General features: G+C 52.2%; 21 protein-coding genes, 1 tRNA gene, 1 pseudogene and 1 riboswitch. Of the genes and pseudogenes, 9 read left to right on the top strand and 14 right to left on the bottom strand.

Going from position 1 to position 22,602, the window contains the following annotated elements; translation table 11 throughout:
• Positions 1-16 precede the first annotated feature (16 nt).
• The 7 genes from atzF to SOM82_RS07535 form a co-directional block, all read right to left on the bottom strand.
• A complete protein-coding gene (gene atzF, locus SOM82_RS07565; RefSeq protein ID WP_320461141.1) occupies positions 17-1,816 on the bottom strand; it encodes an allophanate hydrolase in 1,800 nt (599 codons plus the stop codon).
• Positions 1,813-5,415, bottom strand: a complete 3,603-nt coding sequence (gene uca / locus SOM82_RS07560) for an urea carboxylase (protein WP_320461140.1) — start codon at positions 5,413-5,415, stop codon at positions 1,813-1,815. The genes atzF and uca overlap by 4 nt, the downstream gene beginning before the upstream one ends.
• 151 nt (positions 5,416-5,566) lie before the next feature.
• A complete protein-coding gene (locus SOM82_RS07555) occupies positions 5,567-6,199 on the bottom strand; it encodes an urea amidolyase associated protein UAAP2 (protein WP_320461139.1) in 633 nt (210 codons plus the stop codon).
• A 10-nt stretch (positions 6,200-6,209) separates the two neighbouring features.
• Positions 6,210-6,926, bottom strand: a complete 717-nt coding sequence (locus tag SOM82_RS07550) for an urea amidolyase associated protein UAAP1 (RefSeq protein ID WP_320461138.1) — start codon at positions 6,924-6,926, stop codon at positions 6,210-6,212.
• 4 nt (positions 6,927-6,930) lie between these two features.
• The gene (locus tag SOM82_RS07545) at positions 6,931-7,707 is read right to left on the bottom strand and encodes an ABC transporter ATP-binding protein (protein WP_320461137.1); all 777 of its coding nucleotides are present in this window, start codon (positions 7,705-7,707) and stop codon (positions 6,931-6,933) included.
• Positions 7,704-8,519, bottom strand: a complete 816-nt coding sequence (locus SOM82_RS07540) for an ABC transporter permease (RefSeq protein WP_320461136.1) — start codon at positions 8,517-8,519, stop codon at positions 7,704-7,706. The genes SOM82_RS07545 and SOM82_RS07540 overlap by 4 nt, the downstream gene beginning before the upstream one ends.
• 17 nt (positions 8,520-8,536) lie before the next feature.
• Positions 8,537-9,595, bottom strand: coding sequence for a putative urea ABC transporter substrate-binding protein (locus SOM82_RS07535; RefSeq protein WP_320461135.1), 1,059 nt, complete (start codon positions 9,593-9,595; stop codon positions 8,537-8,539).
• A 57-nt stretch (positions 9,596-9,652) separates the two neighbouring features.
• A riboswitch (guanidine-I (ykkC/yxkD leader) is annotated at positions 9,653-9,751 on the bottom strand.
• Between the two features lie 179 nt (positions 9,752-9,930).
• On the opposite strand from SOM82_RS07535, the pseudogene SOM82_RS07530 reads away from it, so the two are divergent.
• A pseudogene (locus SOM82_RS07530) lies at positions 9,931-10,185 on the top strand (integrase core domain-containing protein); the annotation flags it as partial.
• A 175-nt stretch (positions 10,186-10,360) separates the two neighbouring features.
• Here the strand turns inward: SOM82_RS07530 and SOM82_RS07525 are convergent.
• Both SOM82_RS07525 and SOM82_RS07520 read right to left on the bottom strand, forming a co-directional pair.
• Positions 10,361-10,448: transfer RNA gene (locus tag SOM82_RS07525), tRNA-Ser, on the bottom strand.
• Between the two features lie 145 nt (positions 10,449-10,593).
• Positions 10,594-12,222 (bottom strand): ABC transporter substrate-binding protein, encoded by a 1,629-nt coding sequence (locus SOM82_RS07520; protein WP_320461134.1) that lies wholly within the window; start codon positions 12,220-12,222, stop codon positions 10,594-10,596.
• Between the two features lie 268 nt (positions 12,223-12,490).
• Between SOM82_RS07520 and yccA the strand changes: the two genes are divergently transcribed.
• Together yccA and tusE are read left to right on the top strand one after the other, a co-directional pair.
• Positions 12,491-13,150 (top strand): FtsH protease modulator YccA, encoded by a 660-nt coding sequence (gene yccA, locus SOM82_RS07515; RefSeq protein WP_154127877.1) that lies wholly within the window; start codon positions 12,491-12,493, stop codon positions 13,148-13,150.
• A gap of 88 nt (positions 13,151-13,238) precedes the next feature.
• Positions 13,239-13,568, top strand: a complete 330-nt coding sequence (tusE, locus tag SOM82_RS07510; RefSeq protein ID WP_154127876.1) for a sulfurtransferase TusE — start codon at positions 13,239-13,241, stop codon at positions 13,566-13,568.
• On the opposite strand, the gene yccX is transcribed toward tusE, so the two are convergent.
• Entirely contained in the window at positions 13,565-13,846 is a 282-nt protein-coding gene (gene yccX / locus SOM82_RS07505) for an acylphosphatase (protein WP_154127875.1), read from the bottom strand. The two genes, tusE and yccX, sit on opposite strands and share 4 nt — an antisense overlap.
• Positions 13,847-14,235: 389 nt before the next feature.
• Here yccX and SOM82_RS07500 point away from each other — a divergent pair, with 389 nt between their 5' ends.
• The 4 genes from SOM82_RS07500 to SOM82_RS07485 all read left to right on the top strand — a co-directional run bounded on the left by SOM82_RS07500 (position 14,236) and on the right by SOM82_RS07485 (position 16,589).
• Entirely contained in the window at positions 14,236-14,997 is a 762-nt protein-coding gene (locus SOM82_RS07500; protein WP_320461133.1) for a lysozyme inhibitor LprI family protein, read from the top strand.
• Positions 14,987-15,355 carry a hypothetical protein gene (locus SOM82_RS07495; RefSeq protein ID WP_320461132.1) on the top strand — a complete coding sequence of 123 codons (369 nt, stop codon included), beginning with the start codon at positions 14,987-14,989 and terminating at the stop codon, positions 15,353-15,355. The genes SOM82_RS07500 and SOM82_RS07495 overlap by 11 nt, the downstream gene beginning before the upstream one ends.
• The gene (locus SOM82_RS07490) at positions 15,339-15,923 is read left to right on the top strand and encodes a hypothetical protein (protein WP_320461131.1); all 585 of its coding nucleotides are present in this window, start codon (positions 15,339-15,341) and stop codon (positions 15,921-15,923) included. Before SOM82_RS07495 ends, SOM82_RS07490 begins: the two co-directional genes overlap by 17 nt.
• A gap of 351 nt (positions 15,924-16,274) precedes the next feature.
• Positions 16,275-16,589, top strand: coding sequence for a hypothetical protein (locus SOM82_RS07485; RefSeq protein ID WP_320461130.1), 315 nt, complete (start codon positions 16,275-16,277; stop codon positions 16,587-16,589).
• Here SOM82_RS07485 and SOM82_RS07480 read toward each other — a convergent pair.
• The 3 genes from SOM82_RS07480 to SOM82_RS07470 all read right to left on the bottom strand — a co-directional run bounded on the left by SOM82_RS07480 (position 16,586) and on the right by SOM82_RS07470 (position 20,425).
• Positions 16,586-17,380 carry a DUF4225 domain-containing protein gene (locus SOM82_RS07480; RefSeq protein ID WP_320461129.1) on the bottom strand — a complete coding sequence of 265 codons (795 nt, stop codon included), beginning with the start codon at positions 17,378-17,380 and terminating at the stop codon, positions 16,586-16,588. The two genes, SOM82_RS07485 and SOM82_RS07480, sit on opposite strands and share 4 nt — an antisense overlap.
• Positions 17,381-17,634: 254 nt before the next feature.
• A protein-coding gene (locus SOM82_RS07475; RefSeq protein WP_320460062.1) for an IS3 family transposase occupies positions 17,635-18,746 on the bottom strand; the annotation gives its coding sequence in 2 pieces (ribosomal slippage) (positions 17,635-18,485 and positions 18,485-18,746; 1,113 coding nt in all).
• Between the two features lie 74 nt (positions 18,747-18,820).
• Positions 18,821-20,425 (bottom strand): recombinase family protein, encoded by a 1,605-nt coding sequence (locus tag SOM82_RS07470; protein WP_320460061.1) that lies wholly within the window; start codon positions 20,423-20,425, stop codon positions 18,821-18,823.
• 11 nt (positions 20,426-20,436) lie between these two features.
• Here SOM82_RS07470 and rlmI point away from each other — a divergent pair, with 11 nt between their 5' ends.
• Positions 20,437-21,666, top strand: coding sequence for a 23S rRNA (cytosine(1962)-C(5))-methyltransferase RlmI (rlmI, locus tag SOM82_RS07465; protein WP_320460060.1), 1,230 nt, complete (start codon positions 20,437-20,439; stop codon positions 21,664-21,666).
• Between the two features lie 60 nt (positions 21,667-21,726).
• Positions 21,727-22,044 carry a heat shock protein HspQ gene (gene hspQ, locus SOM82_RS07460; protein ID WP_154127873.1) on the top strand — a complete coding sequence of 106 codons (318 nt, stop codon included), beginning with the start codon at positions 21,727-21,729 and terminating at the stop codon, positions 22,042-22,044.
• 31 nt (positions 22,045-22,075) lie between these two features.
• Here hspQ and SOM82_RS07455 read toward each other — a convergent pair whose 3' ends face one another.
• The gene (locus SOM82_RS07455) at positions 22,076-22,489 is read right to left on the bottom strand and encodes a CoA-binding protein (RefSeq protein ID WP_320460059.1); all 414 of its coding nucleotides are present in this window, start codon (positions 22,487-22,489) and stop codon (positions 22,076-22,078) included.
• Between the last annotated feature and the right edge of the window lie 113 nt (positions 22,490-22,602).

Genomic DNA, 22,602 nt, shown 5'->3' with positions numbered 1-22,602 from the left:
AGCGGGTTCTGCTTGCTCACTGTTGTTGAGCAAGCCAGGCTCGCCACCCGCCGTACTCTGTTATTTCGCGCGCGCCTTGCAAACCCACGCCTTCACAGATGAAGCCCGTTAACCAGCGCCCATCCTGCAGCTCCACCTTCCCCAGACCAAGCGGGGCCGAAATGCCCGCCAGAAACGATCCCACTTCAGCATGCGGCATCTCCCACACTTCAACTGCAATCGCGGCCCCCTGTTCAGCGTCGCGCACCAGCCCTGGCCGTTTACCGTCTGCCAGGGCATAGAGTCGATAATGCGGCGCGCTGAACGTGGATTGAATACGCGTTGCCCCACGCTGGCGTAGCTGAAAACTTAGCGCCAGGCCGTCCAGATGTGCACCACAGACAATCAACTGCAGACGGTCGTTCGTCGCCGTCCCGGTAGGCGCATCCTCCTGCATCGTGCGCTCTCCGGGCAGAGGTATAGCGCTCTGACGCTGTAACGCATCGGCAAGGCTCAGCAGATATTGGTCAGTAAATGCGCGCCCGAACAGCGTGACGCCGGAAGGCAATCCATTCACCATGAACCCTGCAGGCACCGCCACGGCGGCGTAGTCGAGCAGATTCATAAAGTTGGTATAGACGCCCAGTTCAGCATTACTTTTGACCGGTTCATCCGCCAGCTCAGCCAGACTTACGGGGCGCGGGTAGGTTGGCGTTAACACGCACGCCAGCTTATCCAAAATTGCGTCGCACTCTGTCTTAAAGCGCTGAAGCGAGTACTGAGCTTCGAAGGCCACGACTGCCGTTGCGGATGACGCATGTTGCAGTACATCACGAATTACCGGCAGCACCGCCTCCGGCTGCTGTTCAATCAGCGCGCCCGCCACATGATAACGCTCTGCCACCCACGGGCCGTCGTACAGCAATTTTGCCGCCGCCAGAAACGGCGAAAAGTCGATGGTCAATGGCACCCCCCCGAGCGCAATTAGCCGCGCCTTCGCGGTGTGATAGAGCATTTCACTCTCTGCGCATCCCAAAAATTCCAGTCTGTCCGGCACGCCAAAGCAAAACCCTGCGGCGGGTACACCAAAGGCCTGCGGCCCGTTCCACAGCGGATTGGATCGACTGTATTCGTCGCGCGGGTCTTTCACCGCCGTTAGCGCCAGCAGACGGCTGGCTTCTGCCGCCGTGGTGGTGAAAAATGTTACGCAGTCGAGCGTGCGGCAGGCAGGCACCACGCCCGCCGTCGAGATCAGCCCTTTGGTCGCTTTCAGCCCGATCAGATTATTGAGCGAGGCCGGAACACGCCCGCTTCCGGCGGTATCGGTGCCGAGGGCAAAGCTTGCCAGCCCGAGCGCCACCGCCAGCGATGACCCGGAGCTAGAACCGCCGGACGGATAATCCGCATGCACGCTGTTACGACACGGGCCATAAGGTGAGCGAGTGCCGTTCAGGCCCGTGGCAAACTGGTCAAGATTTGTTTTACCCATCGGAACCGCCCCCAGCGCTATCAGCTGGGCAACAATGGTCGCATCCTGCTCAGCCCGACAGGCAAATGCCGGGCAGGCGGCAGTGGTGTCGATGCCTGCCAGGTCAATATTGTCTTTGATGGCGAACGGCACACCGTAAAGCGGCAGCGATGTAGGTTGCACGTTTTCCAGCGCCGCCAGATACGGCTCCTGCTCCTCCGGCGTAAGGATATGAATAAATGCATTGAACTCAGGGTTCAGCGCCAGCGCGCGCTCGCGCAGTGTTGCGATTACCTCTCGCGGCGTGAGTTGGCCGTCGCGATAAGCCTGCGTCAGCACGTCAATTCTTAAATCATAAGGATGCTTCATGCTGTTTTCTCCAGAACCACGACACACTGACCCGCGCGTACCGACGAGCCCGGCTGAACGCGCACCTGGCTGACCACGCCGTCGTGCGGGGCCACCAGCGGGATCTCCATTTTCATTGACTCCAGCACGACCAGCACATCCCCTTCGCGCACGGCGTTACCGACCCCGACGTTCACCTGCCACAGATTGCCCGACACCGGGCTGTCAACGCCCTCTTGTCCGGGTTGTAGCGGCACATCGTCACCTTCGTCTACCAGCACGTCGCTGCTGTCAAAGTGCGCCTGTCCGTTGGCTATCCAGCGCTCACGCTCCGCGTCAAAGGCCACCTTCTGATGTGCGCGAAAGGCCTCAATCTCCGGTGCTTCGTCGGCGAGGAACCGCTGGTAGTCGGCCAGTTTTAGCGTGGTGTGCTCAATACGCAGCGGATAAAGTCCCAGCGGGAAATCTCGACGGATCGTCAGCAACTCGTCGGCAGAAACCGGATAGAAGCGAATCTGGTCGAAAAAACGCAGCAGCCACGGTTTGTCCCCAAAATCGTCAACCGCGTGATAGCGATTCCACATCTGCAGCGTGCGCCCGACGAACTGATATCCCCCTGGCCCCTCCATGCCGTAAACACACAGATACGCTCCGCCAATGCCCACCGAGTTTTCTGCCGTCCATGTGCGCGCCGGGTTATACTTCGTCGTCACCAGACGATGACGCGGATCGAGCGGCGTGGCGACCGGTGCGCCGAGATACACATCCCCCAGCCCCATCACCAGATAGCGGGCGTCGAAGACCGTTTTATAGACTTCATCAATATTCGCCAGATCGTTGATGCGGCGAATAAACTCCAGATTGCTCGGGCACCACGGCGCATCGCGGCGCACGGTAGTCATGTATTTGTCGATGGCCTTCTGACACGCCGGATCATCCCAGGAGAGCGGCAACCAGACAACGCGCGACGGCACTTCCAGCGCATCCTGTTCGCAAACGCCCCGCCACAGCCCGGCCACCACTTCCAGCAGTGTCGCCAGACTCAGCGCTTCCGGCTGGTAGTGAATTTGCAGCGAGCGGATCCCCGGAGTGAGGTCAATAATCCCGCAAAGCGCTTTCGCTTCCAGTGCCTGCATCAGCGCGTGACCGCGAAAACGCAGCACCAGATCCAGCTCCGGCTCACCTATCTCCAGCAGCAAATAGGTATCGCCAGAGAGCCGTGCCACCAGGCGTTTGTCAGCACTCCCCTGCTCCAGCACCACAGGCGAGGCCAGCCCAGCGGGCTGCCAGGAAACCGCTTGCGGATGCAGGTTGGCAATCTCTGCCTCCCGCGCCTGTGCGAGACGCCGCGCGGTGGCGATATCAACGGGCACAAAGCGAATTTTGTCCCCGGCTTTTACCTGCCCGACCGCAGGCAAATCCGCTTCGATGATAGTGACTGGGCAGACAAATCCGCCCAGACTCGGGCCATCCGGGCCGAGGATCACCGGCATATCGCCGGTAAAATCCACCGCGCCGATGGCATACGGGTTGTCGTGAATGTTTGACGGATGCAGACCCGCTTCTCCACCGCTCTCTCGCACCCACTCTGGCTTCGGCCCAATCAGGCGCACGCCCGTCCGGCTGGAGTTAAAATGCACCTCCCAGTCAGTGGCAAAAAACGTCGTCATATAGCCCGGCGTGAAATACTCCGGCGCGCCGTGAGGACCGTAGATCACCCGCAGCTCGCGCACTGCGCCGAGCGTAGCGTGCAGCGCCTGCGGCAGTTCATGCTCTGCGACCGGGGCCGTTAGCGGTTCGAGATGCAGCACGTCCCCCGTACGTAGCGCCCGCCCGGCATGGCCGCCAAACTGCCCCAGCGTGAAGGTGCTTTTGCTGCCGAGATAATCCGGCACGTTAATTCCGCCGCGCAGGCACAGGTAGCTACGCACGCCCTGTCCGGCGATTTCCCCCATGCGTAGCGTCATGCCTGCACGTACGTTAAAAACGCGATTATTCGCCAGCGGTTCGCCATTGAGCGTCAGGGCAATATCCGCACCGGTGACCACCAGCTGTGCATCGCAGTTAAATTTGAGCGTCGGGCCGCTGAGGGTAATTTCCAGCGCGGCGGCGCTGTCGTCATTGCCCAGCAGGCGATTACCGAGACGCAGTGCGTTGCTATCCATCGGGCCAGATGGCGGAACACCCACCGCCCAGTAACCGGTACGTCCGGGATAATCCTGCACTGTGGTTTGCGTGCCCGCGCTGAGCACTTCAAACGTGAAGGCCTGATAGCTCAGGCCGTCCAGGCACCGCGTCCATGGCTTGCCGCTCGCAAACGGCGTAAAGGTTAAAATCTGCTGCAGATAGCTGCGGTTGGTTTCCACGCCGTAAAGACGCGTCTTGTCCAGCGCGGTATATAAGGTGCGGATTGCAGCATCACGCGTCGGCTGCCAGGCGATGATTTTCGCCAGCATCGGGTCAAAAAACGGCGGTACGTCGCAGCCAGACTCGACCCAACTGTCGATGCGCAGCGTACGGCGATCGTTCACCGGGAAAACGACCTCGGTGAGCAGCCCCGGTGACGGCTGGAACTGACGCCCCGGATCTTCGGCATAAACGCGCGCCTGAATAGCGTGGCCGTTGGGCTTCAGATCTTCACATAATTCCGCCAGTGGTGGCAGCGTGCCTGCCGCAAGCTCGATCATCCAGCGTACCAGATCGACGCCCCACACCTGCTCGGTGACGCCGTGCTCCACCTGCAGGCGGGTATTCACCTCAAGGAAATAGAATTGCGCCGCATCGCTGTCGTAGACAAACTCCACCGTCCCCGCGCTGCGGTAGTTAACCGCTTTGCCAAGCTTTATCGCCGCTTCGCACAGCGCCTGTTCCATACCCGCAGGCAGGTTGGGCGCGGGGGTTTCTTCCAGCACCTTCTGGTTACGGCGCTGTACGGAGCAGTCCCGCACGCCGAGGGCTATCACCTCGCCCAGGCCGTCGCCAAACAGCTGCACCTCAAGATGGCGCGCCCGCTCGATGTACTTCTCGATAAATACGCCTGCGTCGCTGAAGTTATTTTTCCCCAGACGCACCACGGCATCGAACGCGTCGTGGAGTTCTTCTGCGTTATAGCAAACGCGCATACCGATGCCGCCCCCGCCCGCCGTGCTTTTCAGCATCACCGGATAGCCGACGCGTTCAGCGGCGTGCAGCGCGTCATGCACATCGACCAGCAGTTCAGTACCTTTCAGCATCGGCACGCCGTGGGCTTTCGCCAGCGCACGCGCGGTGTGCTTCAGGCCAAACAGGCGAAGCTGCTCCGGCGTGGGGCCTACAAACGCAATGCCTGCGGCGTCACAAGCTTCGGCAAAGGCGGCATTTTCCGAGAGAAATCCATAGCCCGGATGAATGGCCTGCGCACCGGAGGCTTTCGCAGCGGCAATGATTTTTTCAGTGGCCAGGTAAGTGTTTGCCGCCGGGCCGTCGCCGAGGCTGATGGCGTCATCGGCTTCGCGGATATGCAGGCTGCTGATATCCACGTTGGAATAGACCGCCACGCCGCGCAGGCTCATGGCGCGCAGGGTGCGCAGAATGCGGCAGGCAATCGCCCCGCGGTTCGCAATCAGAAGTGTCGTCAACATAGGTCAGACTCAATCGTGGCGGGTCGTCCCGCCGAAAATCGGCTCACCCATGGTCGTCCATGGGGGAAAAGTGTTTACGGCAGGATTCGTCCAGCACGAACGACAAACAGGCGATAAATCATCTGGCGCAGGCGCTGCCAGCGAGTGGGCGTCAGTTCCATACCAACACCTCCGCTGGCGTCGGATTCCAGCCGTTGCAGGGGTTATTCAGCTGAGGGCAGTTGGAGATCAATACAATGACGTTGCACTCTGCGCGCAGCTCGACGTATTTCCCCGGCGCGGAGATGCCGTCCTCAAAGGTCAGGCCGCCCTGCGACGTCACCGGTACGTTCATAAAGAAGTTGATGTTGGCGCCAATATCGCGCTTTTGCAGACGGCCATCATGCAGGCAGGCGCAGAGAAAGTTATCCCGGCAGCTGTGCATATGGCGCTTGTCGAGGGCATAGCGCACGGTATTACTCTCCTGCGCGCAGGCTCCGCCGAGCGTGTCGTGACGCCCGCAGGTATCCGCCACAATGGTCAGCAGCGGGTTGCCGAGGTTTGAATACAGCACACTGCCGCGGGTGAGATAGGCGTTGTTCTGGCGGCGCAGGGTTCGCTGTGCATCGTAGCGCTCGCGCGTGTTATCGGCGTTATAGAACAGTGTATCCACCGCCTGATTGCCTTCCAGATCGAGCAGACGCAGGGTCTGCCCTTTTTTTACTTCAAACAGGTAGGGTTCACCCGCCGGGATCACGTGGCGAAATCTGGCGTTCTCGGGTTTTTTCTCGCTGGCTACGGTCATCTGCGGCTCCTTAAAGGGCAAAAAGGTGAGTGTTGGCGATAGCGCGTTCGTTTTCCGGCCGCGTGCACAGGGCGTTGATTGCGCTCTCTTCATCCTCCGCCTGTCGCCAGCTCAGCTGCACCGGGCGCGGGGCATACTCTCGGGACGGATCCATCGGGTGCTGCAGCGCGGTCATCACGATAAGCGTGTCCATCGGTGCAAACAGCTCGACGTAGCTGCCCGGCAGCGAATGATTGCTGTGGAAGCGGAACTGCCCGCTGTCATCCACCGTGACCTTGCTGAAGAAGTTGACCACCATTAGCAGGTCCTCAAAATTGAGATCCCACTTGCCCATCTCCACTAGCAGGTTGTCGGTTCCGTTGCGATAGTAAACGTTACGCAATTCCTGATAGCGTCCCTGGCCGTATTTTTCCGCAACTTCCTGCGCATTCAACACGCCTCCAAACGGATCGTGCCAACCGCTGGTGTCGGCGGTAATGCCCGCCAGCACGCAGCCCATGTCGGAGTAAAAGCAGTGCCCGGTGGTCAGCCGCGCGGTGTGCTGACCTTTCAGCGTATCGGGCAGGTTAAGTCGCTCGCTTTTGTGGTGCGAGTTAAGCATCAGCAGACTGACGTTCGCCCCGCCGTCCGTGTCCGTCATGCGCAGGATCTGCCCGCGCTTGAGCACGAACGAGAGGTGTCCGCCGCCGGGCAGGATCTCTTCGCGCAACAGTGTTTTCGTATTCATTGGATTAACCTCTTAAGGCATAAACGTTATTGTGAGCTGCGCCGCTCAGCGCGGAAAGCCGCGTCTCGTTGAGCGGGATGTCGTAGGTAATGCGCGCACCAAAAGCATTCGGTGCCTGCGGGTCGATGCGCACTTTGTCGAACACCAACAGGCGAGTGCCGAGGTTGAAGCCCTCAGACAGATCGTGCGTGACCATAAAGACGGTCATCCGGGTTTCGCCCCACAGTTGCAGCAGCAGCGCGTGCATGTCTTTACGGATGCCAGGATCCAGCGCACCAAAAGGCTCATCAAGCAGCAGCACGCGCGGCTGCATAATGAACGCCTGGGCGATGGCTAAGCGCTGCTGCATACCGCCGGAGAGCTGCGCCGGGTATTTATCCATCGCGTGCCCGAGGCCGACTGTTTCCAGCATCTCCGCAGCCCGCTCGCGCGCGGCGCGTTTTTTGGCGCCAAACAGCCGCCCGAATAGCGGTGATTGCGGCAGTTCGAGGCCGATGGTGACGTTATCCAGCGCGCTGAGGTGTGGGAAAACAGAGTACCGCTGAAACACCACGCCGCGGCTGCTGTCCGGTTCGGGGCGCAACGGCTTGCCGTCCAGCGTAATTGACCCGCGGCTCGGCGCTTCCTGGCCGAGCAGCAGACGCAGAAACGTCGATTTCCCGCAGCCAGACGCGCCAACCATCGAGCAGAACTCACCCTCTTTCACTTGCAGACTCAAGCGCTCCAGCACCACATGGTCGCCGTACTCTTGCCAGATATTGTTGATGGTAATAAAGCTCATGCCTTCCCTCCTTCCGACCAGGGAAAACAGGTTTTATGTAGCTTGCGCAGCGACAGATCCATTAGCCAGGCCAGCAACGTGATCCACAGGACATACGGAATAATCACGTCCATGGCCATATAGCGACGCACGAGGAAAATGCGGTAGCCCAGCCCGGCCGTTGAGGATATCGCCTCCGCCGAGATCAGGAACAACCACGCGGATCCCAGCAGCAGACGCAGCGAGGTGAGCAGGCGTGACAACAGCTGTGGCAGCACCACCCGCAGCACCAGCGTCCAGCTGTTCGCACCCAGCGTCTGGGCTTTAATCAGTATTTCCGATGGGATTTCGCAGGCACGATGCTCCAGATCACGCGCCAGCATCGGCGTGATGCCGATAACGATCAGCATCACCTTCGACAGCTCATCCAGCCCGAAAACGATAAACAGTACCGGTAAAATCGCCAGCGGCGGGATCATCGACAACACCGTCATCAGCGGCGACAGCGACGCACGCCACAGAGGTAAGACACCGGAGCTGATGCCGATGCAGAGGCCGATGAGCGACGCAATCGCGAGCCCCACCAGCAGGCGCGCCAGGCTCATCAGGGTATCAACCCAGAAAAGGTACTCACCGCTGCGCTTATCCGGGGTAAACGCCATCCGGGAGAGCGCGTCCAGCATCTGCTGCAGGCCGGGCAGCAGCTTGTCGTGCGGGTTGGCCTCTAGCCGCACCGCAGAGCCAAAGAAGTACGTGGCAAGCAGCAGAACGAATGGCAGCATCACCAGTATCATCCGCATGCCTGAAGTAGGATGGCGATTAATCTGTCGCATGGAGACTCCGCCGCTCATCACAGCTGGCCCGCGGCAGCCATTTTCACGAAGCTGTCGTCAAATCGCAGCTTGACGTTGTCGGCATCGCCCTGCGTGACATTTCCAGGTAAACTCATGCCGATAAAGTCCGCGCTTTGCGCTCCGTCGCCCAGCAGCCCTTTATCAAAAGAGAACGAAGCCACGCGCTGCATGGTTTTCGCCAGCTCTGGCGAGGTGATAAAGGCCAGGTTGTCCTGGGGGGTATAGAACAGGTGGGTAGTTTTCAGCTGCGCCTGATACCCGGCCAGATCGGTACCAGAGGCGGCGGCCATTGCGTTTAATGCGTTAGCGTCGTGGGCTTTCATCAGGCCCATCATTTCGTACCATGCCCCGGTCAACGCTTTGCCGAGCGCCGGGTTGTCTTTCAGGGTTTCGCTGTTAACCACCATCATGTCGATAAGCTCGCCCGGCACCTGCGAGGAGCTGAAAACTTCGGTGGTTTTAGGCGTACTTTTTATGACGGCGAGCTGCGGGTTCCAGGCTACGGTGGCCTGCACGCCAGAGGTGCCGAACGCCGAAACGATATCCGCGTCTGAGGTATTAACCACAGTGACGTCTTTCTCCGCTAGCCCGGCTTTTTCCAGGCCACGCACCAGCAGATAGTGAGAGACGGAGAGTTCGGGCAAGTAGATCTTCATCCCTTTCAGGTCGTTAAGGGTTTTGCCCTCGCCTTTCATGACGACACCATCGTTACCTTCCGAGTAGCTGCCGAGGATCAACGCGGTGGTGTCTACTCCACCCGCCGCCGGAATGGTGAGCGCATCCATATTGGTCATGGTGCAGCCGTCGAACTGGCCCGCGGTGTACTGATTGATGGATTCGATGTAGTCGTTGAGCTGAACGACGTTGATTTTGATACCGTACTTGTCAGCCCATTTATCGATGATTTTGTTGCTGCTAATGGTGCCCCAGGGCATCCACCCTGCGTAGAGGGTCCAGCAGATGTTGAACTCTTTTTTCACCGCCGCAACGGTAGGGAGACTGACAAGCATCGCCAGCGACAGTACGAGAGTGCGGAGTAAGGACGTTTTCTTCATGCTTGACCTCTGAGTGGCACAAAATTAGGGGGCAGCGCGACACCAATTGGTGCTGCTGTCTCCCGGGCTTTTGTCCCGCCGTGTAACCTCGCAGAGGTCGCCAGCTCTTGGACCAGCCATTCACCGCAGTGAACCGGAACCCTAGCCAGCTATTGATCAAATTGTGTGGTGCTGCCCTTTCAGGTTTAATTAAGCAAGGTGTATGCCAGAATTTTATTTGTTGAATATTAATGAGTTGAGAGTTCGTGGGGGTTGGGTTTCACTGTTTTAGGGAGAGAGACTGGGACGAGTGCACTGTATTGGGGCGCTGGAGCGAAGAAAGTGTTTGGGGAGTCAGCATTGCGCTGTTTCGCGGCTATCGGGCTACGATACGATAGGACCGATCAGGGCCGGAGTTTACCTGCAGAGCACATGACCAGTTGGCTTATGAGCATGACGTGGAGCTGCGGCTTATCCAGTCCGGCAAGCCGACACAGAACGTATGTATTGAACGTTTTAACGGACGCTTTCGCGATGAATGCCTGAATGAACACGGGTTCAGCGACGTCAGTCATGCCAGGAAGACCATCAGCGAATGGCGTCAGGATTATAAGTGGCTGGAAAAGCAGGGGCTGATATTATTACGCGGGTAAAGCTGAAAAAAATGACGAACGCGGAAATTAATTTGCTGCTTTCGCAACACGGATCCATCGGGAATATACCAACAGAATATTCCAACACCCCAAAAGCACAAGGGCTTACATTTCTGTAAGCCCTTGTTATGTTTGGCGGAAGCGTAGAGATTCGAACTCTAGAACCCTTTCGGGTCGCCGGTTTTCAAGACCGGTGCCTTCAACCGCTCGGCCACGCTTCCGGTATGGGGCGCACTATAAACACCTCGGTTCTTCGTGTAAAGCATCAATGTGTTCGTTTGCTTTAAAAATAGCCAAAACGCTATCAATCGGTTGAAATAACAACGGAATGGCCATTTTATCAGCACAAAATCTTAGATTAACGGCTCAGTGCTTTTTGATGTACATGTCTTTCGTGAAGTAATAACCCAGTTTATCCGGCGTGAATCCCCCCACCCACGGTTTAACCAGGTGTGTGCGAACGTAGTGATAAACCGGAATAGCGGGTACATCCTGGCCCAGCAGATCTTCTGCCTGCTGATACAACTGCCCGCGCGCCTCGGTTGTTTTGGCTTTTGCGGCATCGGCAAGCGCTTTGTCATACGCCGGGTTGCTGTACTGGCTGGTATTTTCGCTGTCCCCAGTGCGGAAGTTATTCAGGAACGTAGCGGCATCGTCATAATCGGCAATCCAGGCATAACGCACGGCGTCAAAATTATGCGTGTGCATGGTATCCAGCATGGTTTTCCATTCCTGATTTTGCAGTTTTGCTTCCACGCCGAGGTTTTTCTTCCACATCGAACTGGCCGCAATGGCGATGCGCTGATGCGATTCTGAAGTGTTATAGAGCAGATTAAAGCTCAAAGGATGGCTGTCGTTGAATCCTGCCTCATTGAGCAGCTTTTTGGCTTCGGCGATGCGCTTATCAATCGGCCAGCTGGCATATTCAGGTCCGTGCAATTTGACGCCGCCAATATCAGGCTGGCTGATGACCCATGCCGGACGTTGACCCTGCCCGAGAACTTTCCCGGCGATGATGTCCTTATCCAGCGCCATATTCAGCGCCTTGCGCACGCGCACATCATTAAATGGCGGTCGGGTTGTATTGAATTCGTAATAATAGGTAGCCAGCTGCGGTGAAACATCCAGTTCATCGCCCAGGGTTTTCTTTAACTGGGCAAACTGGTTGATCGGCACGGTATACGCAATGTCGATCTCGCCCGCCTTGTAACGGTTCACGTCCGAGGCTTCAGAGGTAATGGGCAGATAAGTCACTTTATTGATGACGGTATGGGCATTATCCCAGTAGCGTGGATTACGTTCCGCCACTATGCGTTCGTTCACGACCCACTGCGTGAGTTTGTACGCGCCGCTGCTGACAAAATGCTCCGGCTTGGTCCATTTCTCACCGAAGCGACCAATCAGCACTTTATCTACCGGAACCAGCGAGGGGTGCGCCAGCATCGCCAGAAACGCCGCGTTAGGCTGGGTCAACGTCACTTCGAGGGTGGTATCGTTTATGGCTTTAACTCCCATGGTGGCGGGTGCTTTTTTGCCCTGTGCGATATCAGCGGCATTCATAATGTGCATGTTACCGGGGTAACTGGCGTAGGGTGACGCCGTTTTGGGATCGACCAGACGCTGCCAGCTCCAGACCACATCCTGAGCCGTAATGGCAGTACCATCACTCCAGGTGATGCCCGGACGTAAATGGAAGGTCCAGATGGTGTTGTCTTTATTCTCCCATTTTTCCGCCAGTCGAGGCTGGATCTCACCTTGAGGAGAGACGCTCACCAGTCCTTCGAACATATCACTGATAATATTGAATTCGACGTCGCTTTCGACTTTGTGCGGATCAAGCGATGCCGGTTCACTACCATTATTTCTGACCAGCTCCTGCTTCTCTGCCAGCTGTGTTCCTGCTGGCACGCTGGCAGCCAGAGCCGTTGTGCTTGCACACAAGATGCCCGCTGTCAGTAAAGAGAGCGTAAAGTGAGTTCGTGAGGGTAATTTCATTTTATACGCCTTATTGTTTGTTTTCTGACGATACGCACTCACTCTTAGCGCTCTAATTTTAATAAGGCAATATTTTTCAGTAACCTATAAGATGTCGATCTGAATAATTTTGCGATACCAACATTCATACTGTTGAAAAGGATTTCTTTGAAAGAAAGCACCAGCGTCTGCGCTAACGCTTTGAGTAAAGATGGGTAAAACCACTTTGTAACCGGCGCGACCTTTTCTATTCTTGCCGTTAATTACATCTGTCATAAGAGAGTGACTCATGGATCGTATTATTAGTTCTTCACGCGACCGCACATCGCTACTCAGCACCCATAAAGTGTTAAGAAACACCTATTTCATGTTGAGCCTGACGCTGGCATTCTCCGCGATCACCGCGACAGCCAGTACCGTACTGATGCTGCCTTCTCCGGGTCTAATTCTGACCCTGGTCGGCATGTATGGTCTGATGTTCCTGACCTACAAAACGGCGGATAAGCCAGTTGGCATTTTGTCTGCATTCGCCTTTACCGGTTTCCTGGGCTATATCCTGGGGCCAATCCTCAATGCCTATCTGTCTGCGGGCATGGGGGATGTTATCGGTATGGCGCTGGGCGGTACTGCGCTGGTGTTCTTCTGCTGCTCGGCTTATGTCCTTACCACGCGTAAAGACATGTCTTTCCTGGGCGGCATGCTGATGGCCGGTATCGTGATTGTTCTGGTTGGGATGGTGGCGAACATCTTCCTGCAGTTGCCAGCGCTGCATCTGGCGATTAGCGCAGTGTTCATCCTGATCTCTTCAGGTGCCATTCTGTATGAAACCAGCAACATCATTCACGGCGGCGAAACGAACTACATCCGTGCTACCGTGAGCCTGTATGTCTCGCTGTACAATATCTTTGTCAGCCTGCTGAGCATTCTTGGCTTCGCAAGCCGCGATTAACACGGCATCGCCTGAATCAAGCCCCGCTTTATGCGGGGCTTTGTTTTTTGCTACACTGCGCGGGTTATTGATTGACGTGTGAATTATTATGTTGAGCTTTGAAGGTAAAGAGATAGCGACCGATAACGACGGCTATCTGAAAGAGAGCAGCCAGTGGAGTGAAGGGCTGGCGGAAGCGATCGCGGAACAAGAATCCATCACCCTGACGCCAGAGCACTGGGAAGTGGTGCGTTTTGTGCGGGACTTTTATCTGGAGTTCAACACCTCGCCCGCAATTCGCATGCTGGTTAAAGCGATGGCCAATAAGTTTGGCGAAGAGAAAGGGAACAGTCGTTATCTGTATCGTCTTTTCCCGAAAGGTCCGGCAAAGCAGGCGACTAAAATCGCAGGTTTGCCCAAACCGGTGAAATGCATTTAATAACGAATCCCGAAGTCGGCGTATTCCTGACCGGGTTGATGCGGTTCTGTTAAGACCTTTTCAACCCGCGCACTGCGCGGTCCACCCGCTTTCAGCCAGGCGATCAATTTCTCCACCTTTTCGGCTTCGCCGCAGGCAACAACCTCTACGCTGCCATCATCCATGTTCTTCGCATATCCCCTAAGCCCGAGCTGTAAGGCTTCTCGCTGCGTACTGTAGCGAAACCCGACGCCCTGAACCGTGCCGTAAACCCATGCGATTGTGCAGACTTTTGACATCATATTCCCCTTATCGCTCTGGCGCGTTGCATTTCCTCACTGAACTCGGGAAAATGGCGGCCAATTTATTGAATCGACAGAATAGCAAATTATGAGTGTACGTTTAGTGTTAGCGAAATACTAAAACCTGATAAAAATTACCTCCAGTTGTTTTTTCTTGCTTCTCTTGATCTGTACAGATTGTTGAACACTTCGATAGCTTCCCCATAAAAGCAGTCTGCGAACTCTTCACAGCCCAATTGATCGTTTTTATAGATCAATTTTGTGATATTGATAGATTTTATAGATCAATGTAAGATCATGATTCTTCGAGTAGTGTTTCTCGCAAGCAAGATTCACGGGATGGTGATCTGCCCCCGATGGAGTGCAATAAAAAGAAGGTATCCAGAATGACTATCCTTATAAAAACGTTAAAAATCATAGCCTCAGGCGTTGTTCTCATTTCAGGTATAACCGCCGCCTCCAGTACCGTCTATTTCTTGCCAGAGGCAAAATCAGCAGGTGTCGCAAGCAGCGACAAAAACGCCCTGATGTTTCTCGGGATGGACAAGGATGTAAATATGAAGGGGATATGCTTTGCGATGACAAAGCAATCATCATCAATCGTTCCGCTGGTAGATATCACTGCTACAACTAATAACGGCAGATTCACTATGCACGGGTTACGCCCTAATGTCAGTGATACTAAAGAAATCGCTTGTTCGTTCGGGTCCGAAGCTGGTGATTTCTTGACTGGCATTTCGAAATCAACCGTCGTCAATGTGAAGATGGATTTCAATGGCGAGATTCGTAGTTACAGGTTCGACACTACAGAGTTCGGAACAATATTGACTGCCAATGGACAAGATGTGTGGGAAAAAGCAGCTAAAGACTACGCTCAGGGAGTACGAGCACCCGTTTTCTATAATAACAGTCGCGAAGCCCCCAAAAACAATTCTGTAACCTCAAAGGTCGATACACACAGTTACAAAGCAAGCGATGAGAAACTTAATTCGGTCTGGAAAGACCTTAGCCCTGAAACTCGAAAACGATTACTCCCTTCCCAAAGAGAATGGATAAAGAAAAAGTCTGACTGCAATAATGAACAGAAATGTCTTATCGACATGACCAATAAGCGTATTACTGAACTGGAGTCTAAACGTGGAAAATAATACGCTAGCTTTGGTTTTAAAAAACGATTGGGTAACTTCGTTTTCTGGTAATGCCTATACCGGAAAATACAGGGTTGGACTATTTCACCTGACAGATGCGTTCATCGTTGAGTATATGAAGATGATACATGGAATAGAAACACCTGATTCATGGGTCAGTAATAGCTTCACTAACATATCAGATACCGACACCCGCAAGGTTATGTATATGGAAGGCTGCGATATGTTATCAAACGATGGAATGAACGAAATCCGTAAAGCAGTTAAATCTCCGCCTGACAACGTAAAAATATATCGTAATGACGTGCACATTGTTAAGGCAGAAATTATGGAGAAGAAAAATGACCTCACGTTTTAAAAAGTCAACTACAGCTGTTGCCATCTTCTTCGTGATTTATATATTGAACGGAATGGCAATAATACCATGCAAAGCCAGAGCAACTGAATCAATACAGTTATCGAACGGAGGTTCAGCATCTTCACAACAAAACGAGCAATCAACAAAATCATCGATAATCGATATACTTCCCAGGCTGTATACAACCAAGGAAGTTTATGCTCGATTTCAGGAACATGAGTTCAGAGCAACAAACGACTTCAAAAAATGCCGATTGATGGTTGCAGGAAAAATAACAAAAATTAGCACAGCCACTTTCAGTAAAAATCCGGTAGTAACATTACATATCCCTGATTCAAGTGAAGGCCTGAAGTTCTTTTTCGAAAATACGGATTATGATAACAATACTGTAGCAGCATTAAACGTGGGCGATATAGTGATTATTGCTGGATGGAATGCACGACCAGGAACATTTGGAGGCATTTTCTTAGATGATTCGCAAATCATGACTAAAATGGTCTCGAAGAAGAAAAGGCAAATGCTGGCTGTCAATGGTGGAGTTTATGATCGAGAAATTTGCCATAAGTAACATTTCACACGATCTTCAAATGCAGGGGTGAATCCACCCCGTATCACTTGCCAAGTAGTTCACTCTATCAGTCATGCCCTGCGATTTAGGGTTCGATAAAAAAACACCCGACCGATAGGAAGGCTGCGTTCAACCATAAGTCAAGCATCTGCGGCATTAGCCATGTATGTATAGTGTATTCTATCCCATCAGATATCCTGTACCTGACTTCATAGTCAGTCCAGCATGATGCTGGCATATCTAGGGGACTAGAAATTTTCGGAATCGGGGAAAGGACTAAAGCTGGAACGCTTTAAATTTCATCAGTATAATCAGTGATAAATGCACTTTATGACCAAAGGGAATGACAGAATGGGTATTACAGAAGATTCATTGTTGCAATCGGGATTCACTCGTAAAGAAATACAGATTTTAAAAAATAACATTGAAAGTTTTGGCGGAGATTTTGATGAGGTAATCCACGACCTAGGAAGAAGATTTAACATACTGATTTTTATATTGTTTTTTTTCTTACTATCAGTGGTTTTTTTAGCTATCTTCTCCAATACTGGCAAGTTAATATCAGGAAGTATCGGCTTGTTAATAACATCAATGATCTTAATCTTTATACAACCGCCAGTGATTTCATATAAATCTTGGCGGTTTTGTAGGAAAAACAAGGGTTAATCTGTGCTGATAAGATCGAAAATCACCTTAGCTTTGATTCCGTAACCCAAGATTTTCATAGTTAGCTTTGGTTTGCTCATCACTGTAACCTTTCTATAGTAATCTTTTGGAATATAACGAAAGAGCCTCCAGGCTTCTGCTTTCCTCGACAAGCCAAAAATAGTGTAAACACTTGCACTCAGGGAAATCGCTTTGTAAGCTGCGAGTCCAGCTTCAGGTTTGAAGCCCATAAAACTCGCAGTTTCCATTACACCATCAGCAAAGATACCTTCCGACTTTGATTGTTGACCATAAAGTAGTTGATCAACTTCTTTTGTTATGCCATTTGCACCATCAACAACAAGTATAGCTCCTGCCAATACTCCTATTGGTGTTCCTGTCGCAATCATTATTGCCCCACTAATAGCCGCCATTCCTGATATAACAATATTTACAGCTGAGATAACATAACCGACTATTTTATTGTTTTCCCTAATGAATTCGACTTTCGCATAAAGCTGCGCGGCTTTAGTTCTTAGCAGACGATCTTGTTCTCGCAGATTATCCGCTTCAGCACGAAGGTTCTTAATGCATATCATGCACTCTTCGTCTGTTCTGGCCTTGCGTGCTGCTGCAAATTCTTTTTCTACAACCTGTTTTATCTCCTCGACAAACTTGATACGCGTCAGACCATCATGCAGATAAAAACCTGACAACCTATTTGCTGTTTCGACGAGTTTTCTGGCCTCCAGATTGACCATTGTATCTGACCATGTTCTGTTCCAGTCCCTGTTAAGCAGCGCGATATCCATAAAACCTCCAGCCCAAGAATGTCTGATTATTTTACGTGCAATATGTTCAGGGGCAACAAGAAACTCTTTCCCAAAATCTGATTTTACCTGACTGGGTTTATGAACTGACTCAGATGGTGAAATAACCCCCCTCCCAAATTTTCATCGATATATATCAACACTTTTGTTATATCGCTGGTACTTCAACTTAGTTTTATAAATGTCTCAGACATCTATCATCTCGTTTGGGTATACCTGATGTAAGCATACCTGTTTTAGCTCCACACACTTTTTGAGAGTTCCGGTTTTTCAGCCATCAGCCGGTATTCTTCCGGCGTCAGATTATTCAGGGATTCATGAGGTCGCTCGCTGTTATATTCGGCCAGCCAGCGCTCCGTGATTTCCCGTGCTTCATTCAGTGTCCTGAACAAATAAAAATCCAGGATTTCTGTCCGGTACGTCCGGTTAAAGCGCTCGATAAACGCGTTCTGTGTCGGCTTACCTGGCTTGATGAATTCCTGCACTACCCCATGTTCTTCGGCCCACTGCGCCAGCGCCACTGAGATAAGTTCCGGGCCATTATCCATCCGCATCCTCAGCGGATAGCCCCGGTTTGCTGCGATCCTGTCCAGCACTCTCACAACGCGTTGGGCCGGGATATTCAGGTCAATTTCTATCGCCAGCGCTTCGCGGTTAAAGTCATCCACCACATTGAAGGTTCTGAAGCGTCTGCCACAGACCAGAGCATCATGCATAAAATCGATGGACCAGCTCTGGTTTAGCGCTTCCGGCGTGGCCAGTGGCGCGGGGTTGCGTACTGGCAGACGCTGCTTTCCCCTGCGACGAAAATTCAGTTTCAGCAGACAGTAAATCCGGTGCACGCGTTTGTGGTTCCAGGTGTTGCCTTGCCTGCGCAGTAGCTGGAACAGCTTCTTAAAACCGTATCGTGGATAGCGCTCCGCCAGCTCAGTCAACGCGTGGATCACCGGTTCATCACGCCGGGTATCGGGCTGGTAAAAGTACACCGTCCTGCTCAGCGATAACGTCCTGCATGCCTGGCGAGTGCTCATCATAAATTGCGAGGTCAGATAACCGACGAGTTCCCGCTTTATCGCTGGTTTTAAAGCTTTTTTTCAATGACGTCTTTCAGCGCCCGGCATTCCAGACTGAGATCGGCAAACATCTGTTTGAGTCGGCGGTTTTCGTCCTCAAGATCTTTCATCTTTTTGATATCAGAGGCTTCCATACCGCCGTACTTTGCTTTCCAGTTGTAATACGAGGCCTCCGATATTCCCGCTTCGCGGCAAACATCTTTGACGGTGCGTCCGGCTTCGACAGACTTCAGAACGGTGATGATCTGGTGCTCGGTGAATCGGGCTTTGCGCATGACGATCTCCTCAGGGGACATAAACAGTATGTCGGAAGATCTCTAAAAGTGAATGGTTCGTTTTACAGGGATACTTACAGATCCACCAGATAATCAAAGTGATCATGTAGTATTATCCCTTCACTTTGCATAATCTCTGCGTTGTTAATGCTATGAACATCAACATGTACACGTCTTTTATCACTAAAAAATCGAATGACATCACCATCATTAAATTTGATTTCGAAAAGATGGCCCTTTGTTTTAATCGTTGTACAGATAATAGATAACGTACTTGCTTGTATTTTTTGTTTAATTTCTAACCGTTCCGTATTGAATACATCTCTATAATTTTTAGGCACAGCCCCCCAGCTCACAGAAGAATTAACCCCAGCTTCGCTAACTAACTCATCATTCATTTTTTTTTGCAATTCTTCTATCTGTTTCTCGAGCTCGATTAACTTGATATTCAAACCCTGTGGAGCAGTATCTTCAAGAAGCATATCCATACCACGGTTATACTTTCTTTTCGCTTCAACAAGCATTGCCTGTATCGGCCCAACATTCGAAGTATGACTTTTCACATCCTTGAAAATCTTGTCGGCACATATCTGAACGATTGCATTCTCAATTGAAGCACCATTAAAGGACTTTGCACCGCAATGCATGCGCTTATCTAATGACTTCATACCATCGCAGCGGTATCTGATTTTGTCGTACTGAAAGAACGCAACCATTGCTGCTCCGCATCCACATTTAAAGCGTCTGATCCCGGTTAACAAAGGAATATAGTTATTAGGTTCGTTAGCGAGTTTACGGTTGATAACGTTTTGTAAACTGTAAAATTCATTTTCGCTGATGACCTGAGGATAATACCCCTTCAGAATATGTTCAACTCCATCAACGCGAATTGATTTTTCACCCATTAGCGTTCTTGATTGCAGAAAGTTACAAATGAGTTTTGGAGACCAAAGGTCTTTGAAATGCTTTCGCTTAGCAGTTCCTTTCGGAGGGGTATAATTTTCATTGAGATGCTTTGCTATTCTCATATATCCCCATCCTTTCAATCGAAGTGAAACAATCAATTTTGCTATCGGAAAGTAATATTCATGCGGTCGAACAGTTCCGTCTGATACATCAGACCAAAAAACGTTCGCACCAGAGTTGCGTATTGCATGCGGATAACCATTATCTGCTCGAACACTAGCATTGAATTTGTTGATTTTAAGTTGCGTTGCCGATTTTTGACGCTGCGACTTCACCATGCTTTCCTGATTGGCTCGCGAAAAGGTCATGATGGAAAGCATCAATTCCATTGGATTATCCGTTACACTTGATTTGGTGTAGATGCGGTTATCCATCCCGGTGTAGATGGTTATCCCCAATTCAAGCAACTCCATGAACAACCCTTGAGCTTTCAGTATTGCATCACGACTTATTCGATCTAAACTTTCGACGGTAAGCCACGAATCGCTAGCAATTTGACCTACCTTCACAGCTTCTATGAATGCACCTAAACTGCCTTTCTCAAGGTGTTTCGATCTAAACGCAGATAATCCAGCATCAATGATTTCAACAAGCTCTAAATCGTTTTCATGTGCTACCCTACGCGCCGTTTCCAATTGACGCTGTAGTGATGAACCTTTTGCCTGTTTATCACTCGACCATCGTATATAACTGTATAGCTTACGTTTTTCCATGGGAGTACCTAATGAACATAGCAGAACAAAACCAAAAAACAGATTTTACAAGGTTTTCCCGTTTAGTGTTAGCCAAAGGGCGCGAGAAGTCATTACTGCGCCGTCATCCCTGGGTATTTTCCGGTGCCGTTGCACGCATGGAAGGTAAAGCCAGCCTCGGTGAAACCATCGATATCGTTGACCATCAGGGGAAATGGTTGGCACGCGGCGCATACTCGCCGGCATCACAGATCCGCGCACGCGTCTGGTCTTTCGAAAAAGATGAAACCATCGACATCGCCTTTTTCACTCGCCGTTTGCTGCAGGCTCAGCAGTGGCGTGACTGGCTGGCAAAACGTGACGGGCTGGACAGCTATCGTCTGATTGCAGGTGAATCCGACGGTCTGCCGGGTGTGACGATCGATCGCTTCGGCAACTTTCTTGTGCTGCAGCTGTTAAGCGCAGGCGCTGAATATCAGCGTGCGGCGTTAATCAGCGCCCTGCAAACGCTCTATCCGGAATGTGCTATCTACGATCGCAGCGATGTGGCAGTGCGTAAGAAAGAGGGAATGGAGCTCACGCAAGGAACAGTGACTGGCGAACTGCCCCCTGCCCTTCTGCCGATTGAAGAACACGGTATGAAGCTGTACGTCGATATTCAGGGTGGCCATAAAACGGGTTACTACCTCGATCAGCGCGACAGCCGCCTGGCCACGCGTCAGTACGTTGCCAATAAACGCGTACTGAACTGTTTCTCCTACACCGGTGGTTTTGCGGTTTCGGCATTGATGGGGGGGTGCAGCCAGGTTGTCAGCGTGGATACCTCTCAGGAGGCACTGGACATCGCTAAACAAAACGTCGAGCTGAACAAACTGGATCTGAGCAAAGCGGAATTTGTGCGCGATGACGTGTTTAAGCTGTTGCGTAAATACCGCGACCAGGGCGAAAAATTCGACGTCATCGTGATGGATCCGCCAAAGTTTGTGGAAAACAAAAGCCAGCTGATGGGCGCCTGCCGCGGTTATAAAGATATTAATATGCTCGCCATCCAGCTGCTCAACCCTGGCGGGATTTTACTGACCTTCTCCTGCTCTGGCCTGATGACCACCGATTTATTTCAGAAACTGATCGCCGATGCTGCTGTAGATGCTGGTCGTGATGTACAATTTATAGAGCAGTTCCGTCAGGCAGCCGATCATCCTGTGATCGCTACCTATCCGGAAGGGTTGTATCTGAAAGGGTTTGCCTGTCGCGTCATGTAACTTGAAAAGTGGAATATTGCCCGCACTTAAGGTGTAAGTAATGTTTCCCGGGAGGTGACTATGATTGCCAGCAAATACGGAATCGGCCAGCAGGTTCGCCACTCCCTGTTAGGTTATCTGGGTGTGGTGGTGGATATTGATCCGGAATACTCCCTTGAAGAACCGTCCGCCGATGAGCTGGCGGTTAACGCAGAACTGCGTGCCACGCCCTGGTATCATGTGGTGATGGAAGATGATGACGGTCAGCCTGTTCATACCTATCTCGCCGAGGCACAGCTGAGCAGCGAGCCGCAGGACGAACACCCGGAACAGCCGTCGATGGATGAGCTTGCCCAAACCATACGTAAACAGCTCCAGGCTCCGCGCCTGCGGAACTGATCAAAAAAGCCCGAAATGTTCGGGCTTTTTCTTACTTCGCCAAACCTAAACGCGGAATATCAATCGCCGGACAGCGATCCATCACTACGTTCAGCCCCGCTTCGCGCGCCAGCACGGCCGCCTGTTCGTTTATCACCCCAAGCTGCATCCAGAGCGTTTTAGCACCAATAGCGATAGCCTCTTGCGCCACGCCCCAGGCCGCTTCCGAATTGCGAAACACATCAACCATATCGACTTTTTCCGGAACATCCGCAAGGGTGGCATAACCCTGTTGCCCCAGCAGCGTTTTCCCCGCCACTTTTGGCGAAACGGGAATAACGTGATAGCCCTGATCCAGAAGATATTTCATTACCCGATAACTTGGACGATCCGGTTTATCACTTGCCCCCACCAGCGCGATGGTATGCGTTGAGGTCAGAATGCCAATAATATCGTTCTCTTTCATCGTGTTTCTCCTGGCTTTTTTTAAAGTGTACGCCAAAGAATATCAGGCAACCATTCATCCCATACATCTGTATGAGTGCAAAACGTCGGAATATGTCTATATGTTAGTAAACG

The organism is Lelliottia sp. CFBP8978 (assembly GCF_034046055.2).
Taxonomy (GTDB): Bacteria; Pseudomonadota; Gammaproteobacteria; order Enterobacterales; family Enterobacteriaceae; genus Enterobacter.
The sequence above is the reverse complement of the archived record's forward strand: the minus strand, read 5'-3'. Positions and strand labels throughout refer to the sequence as shown.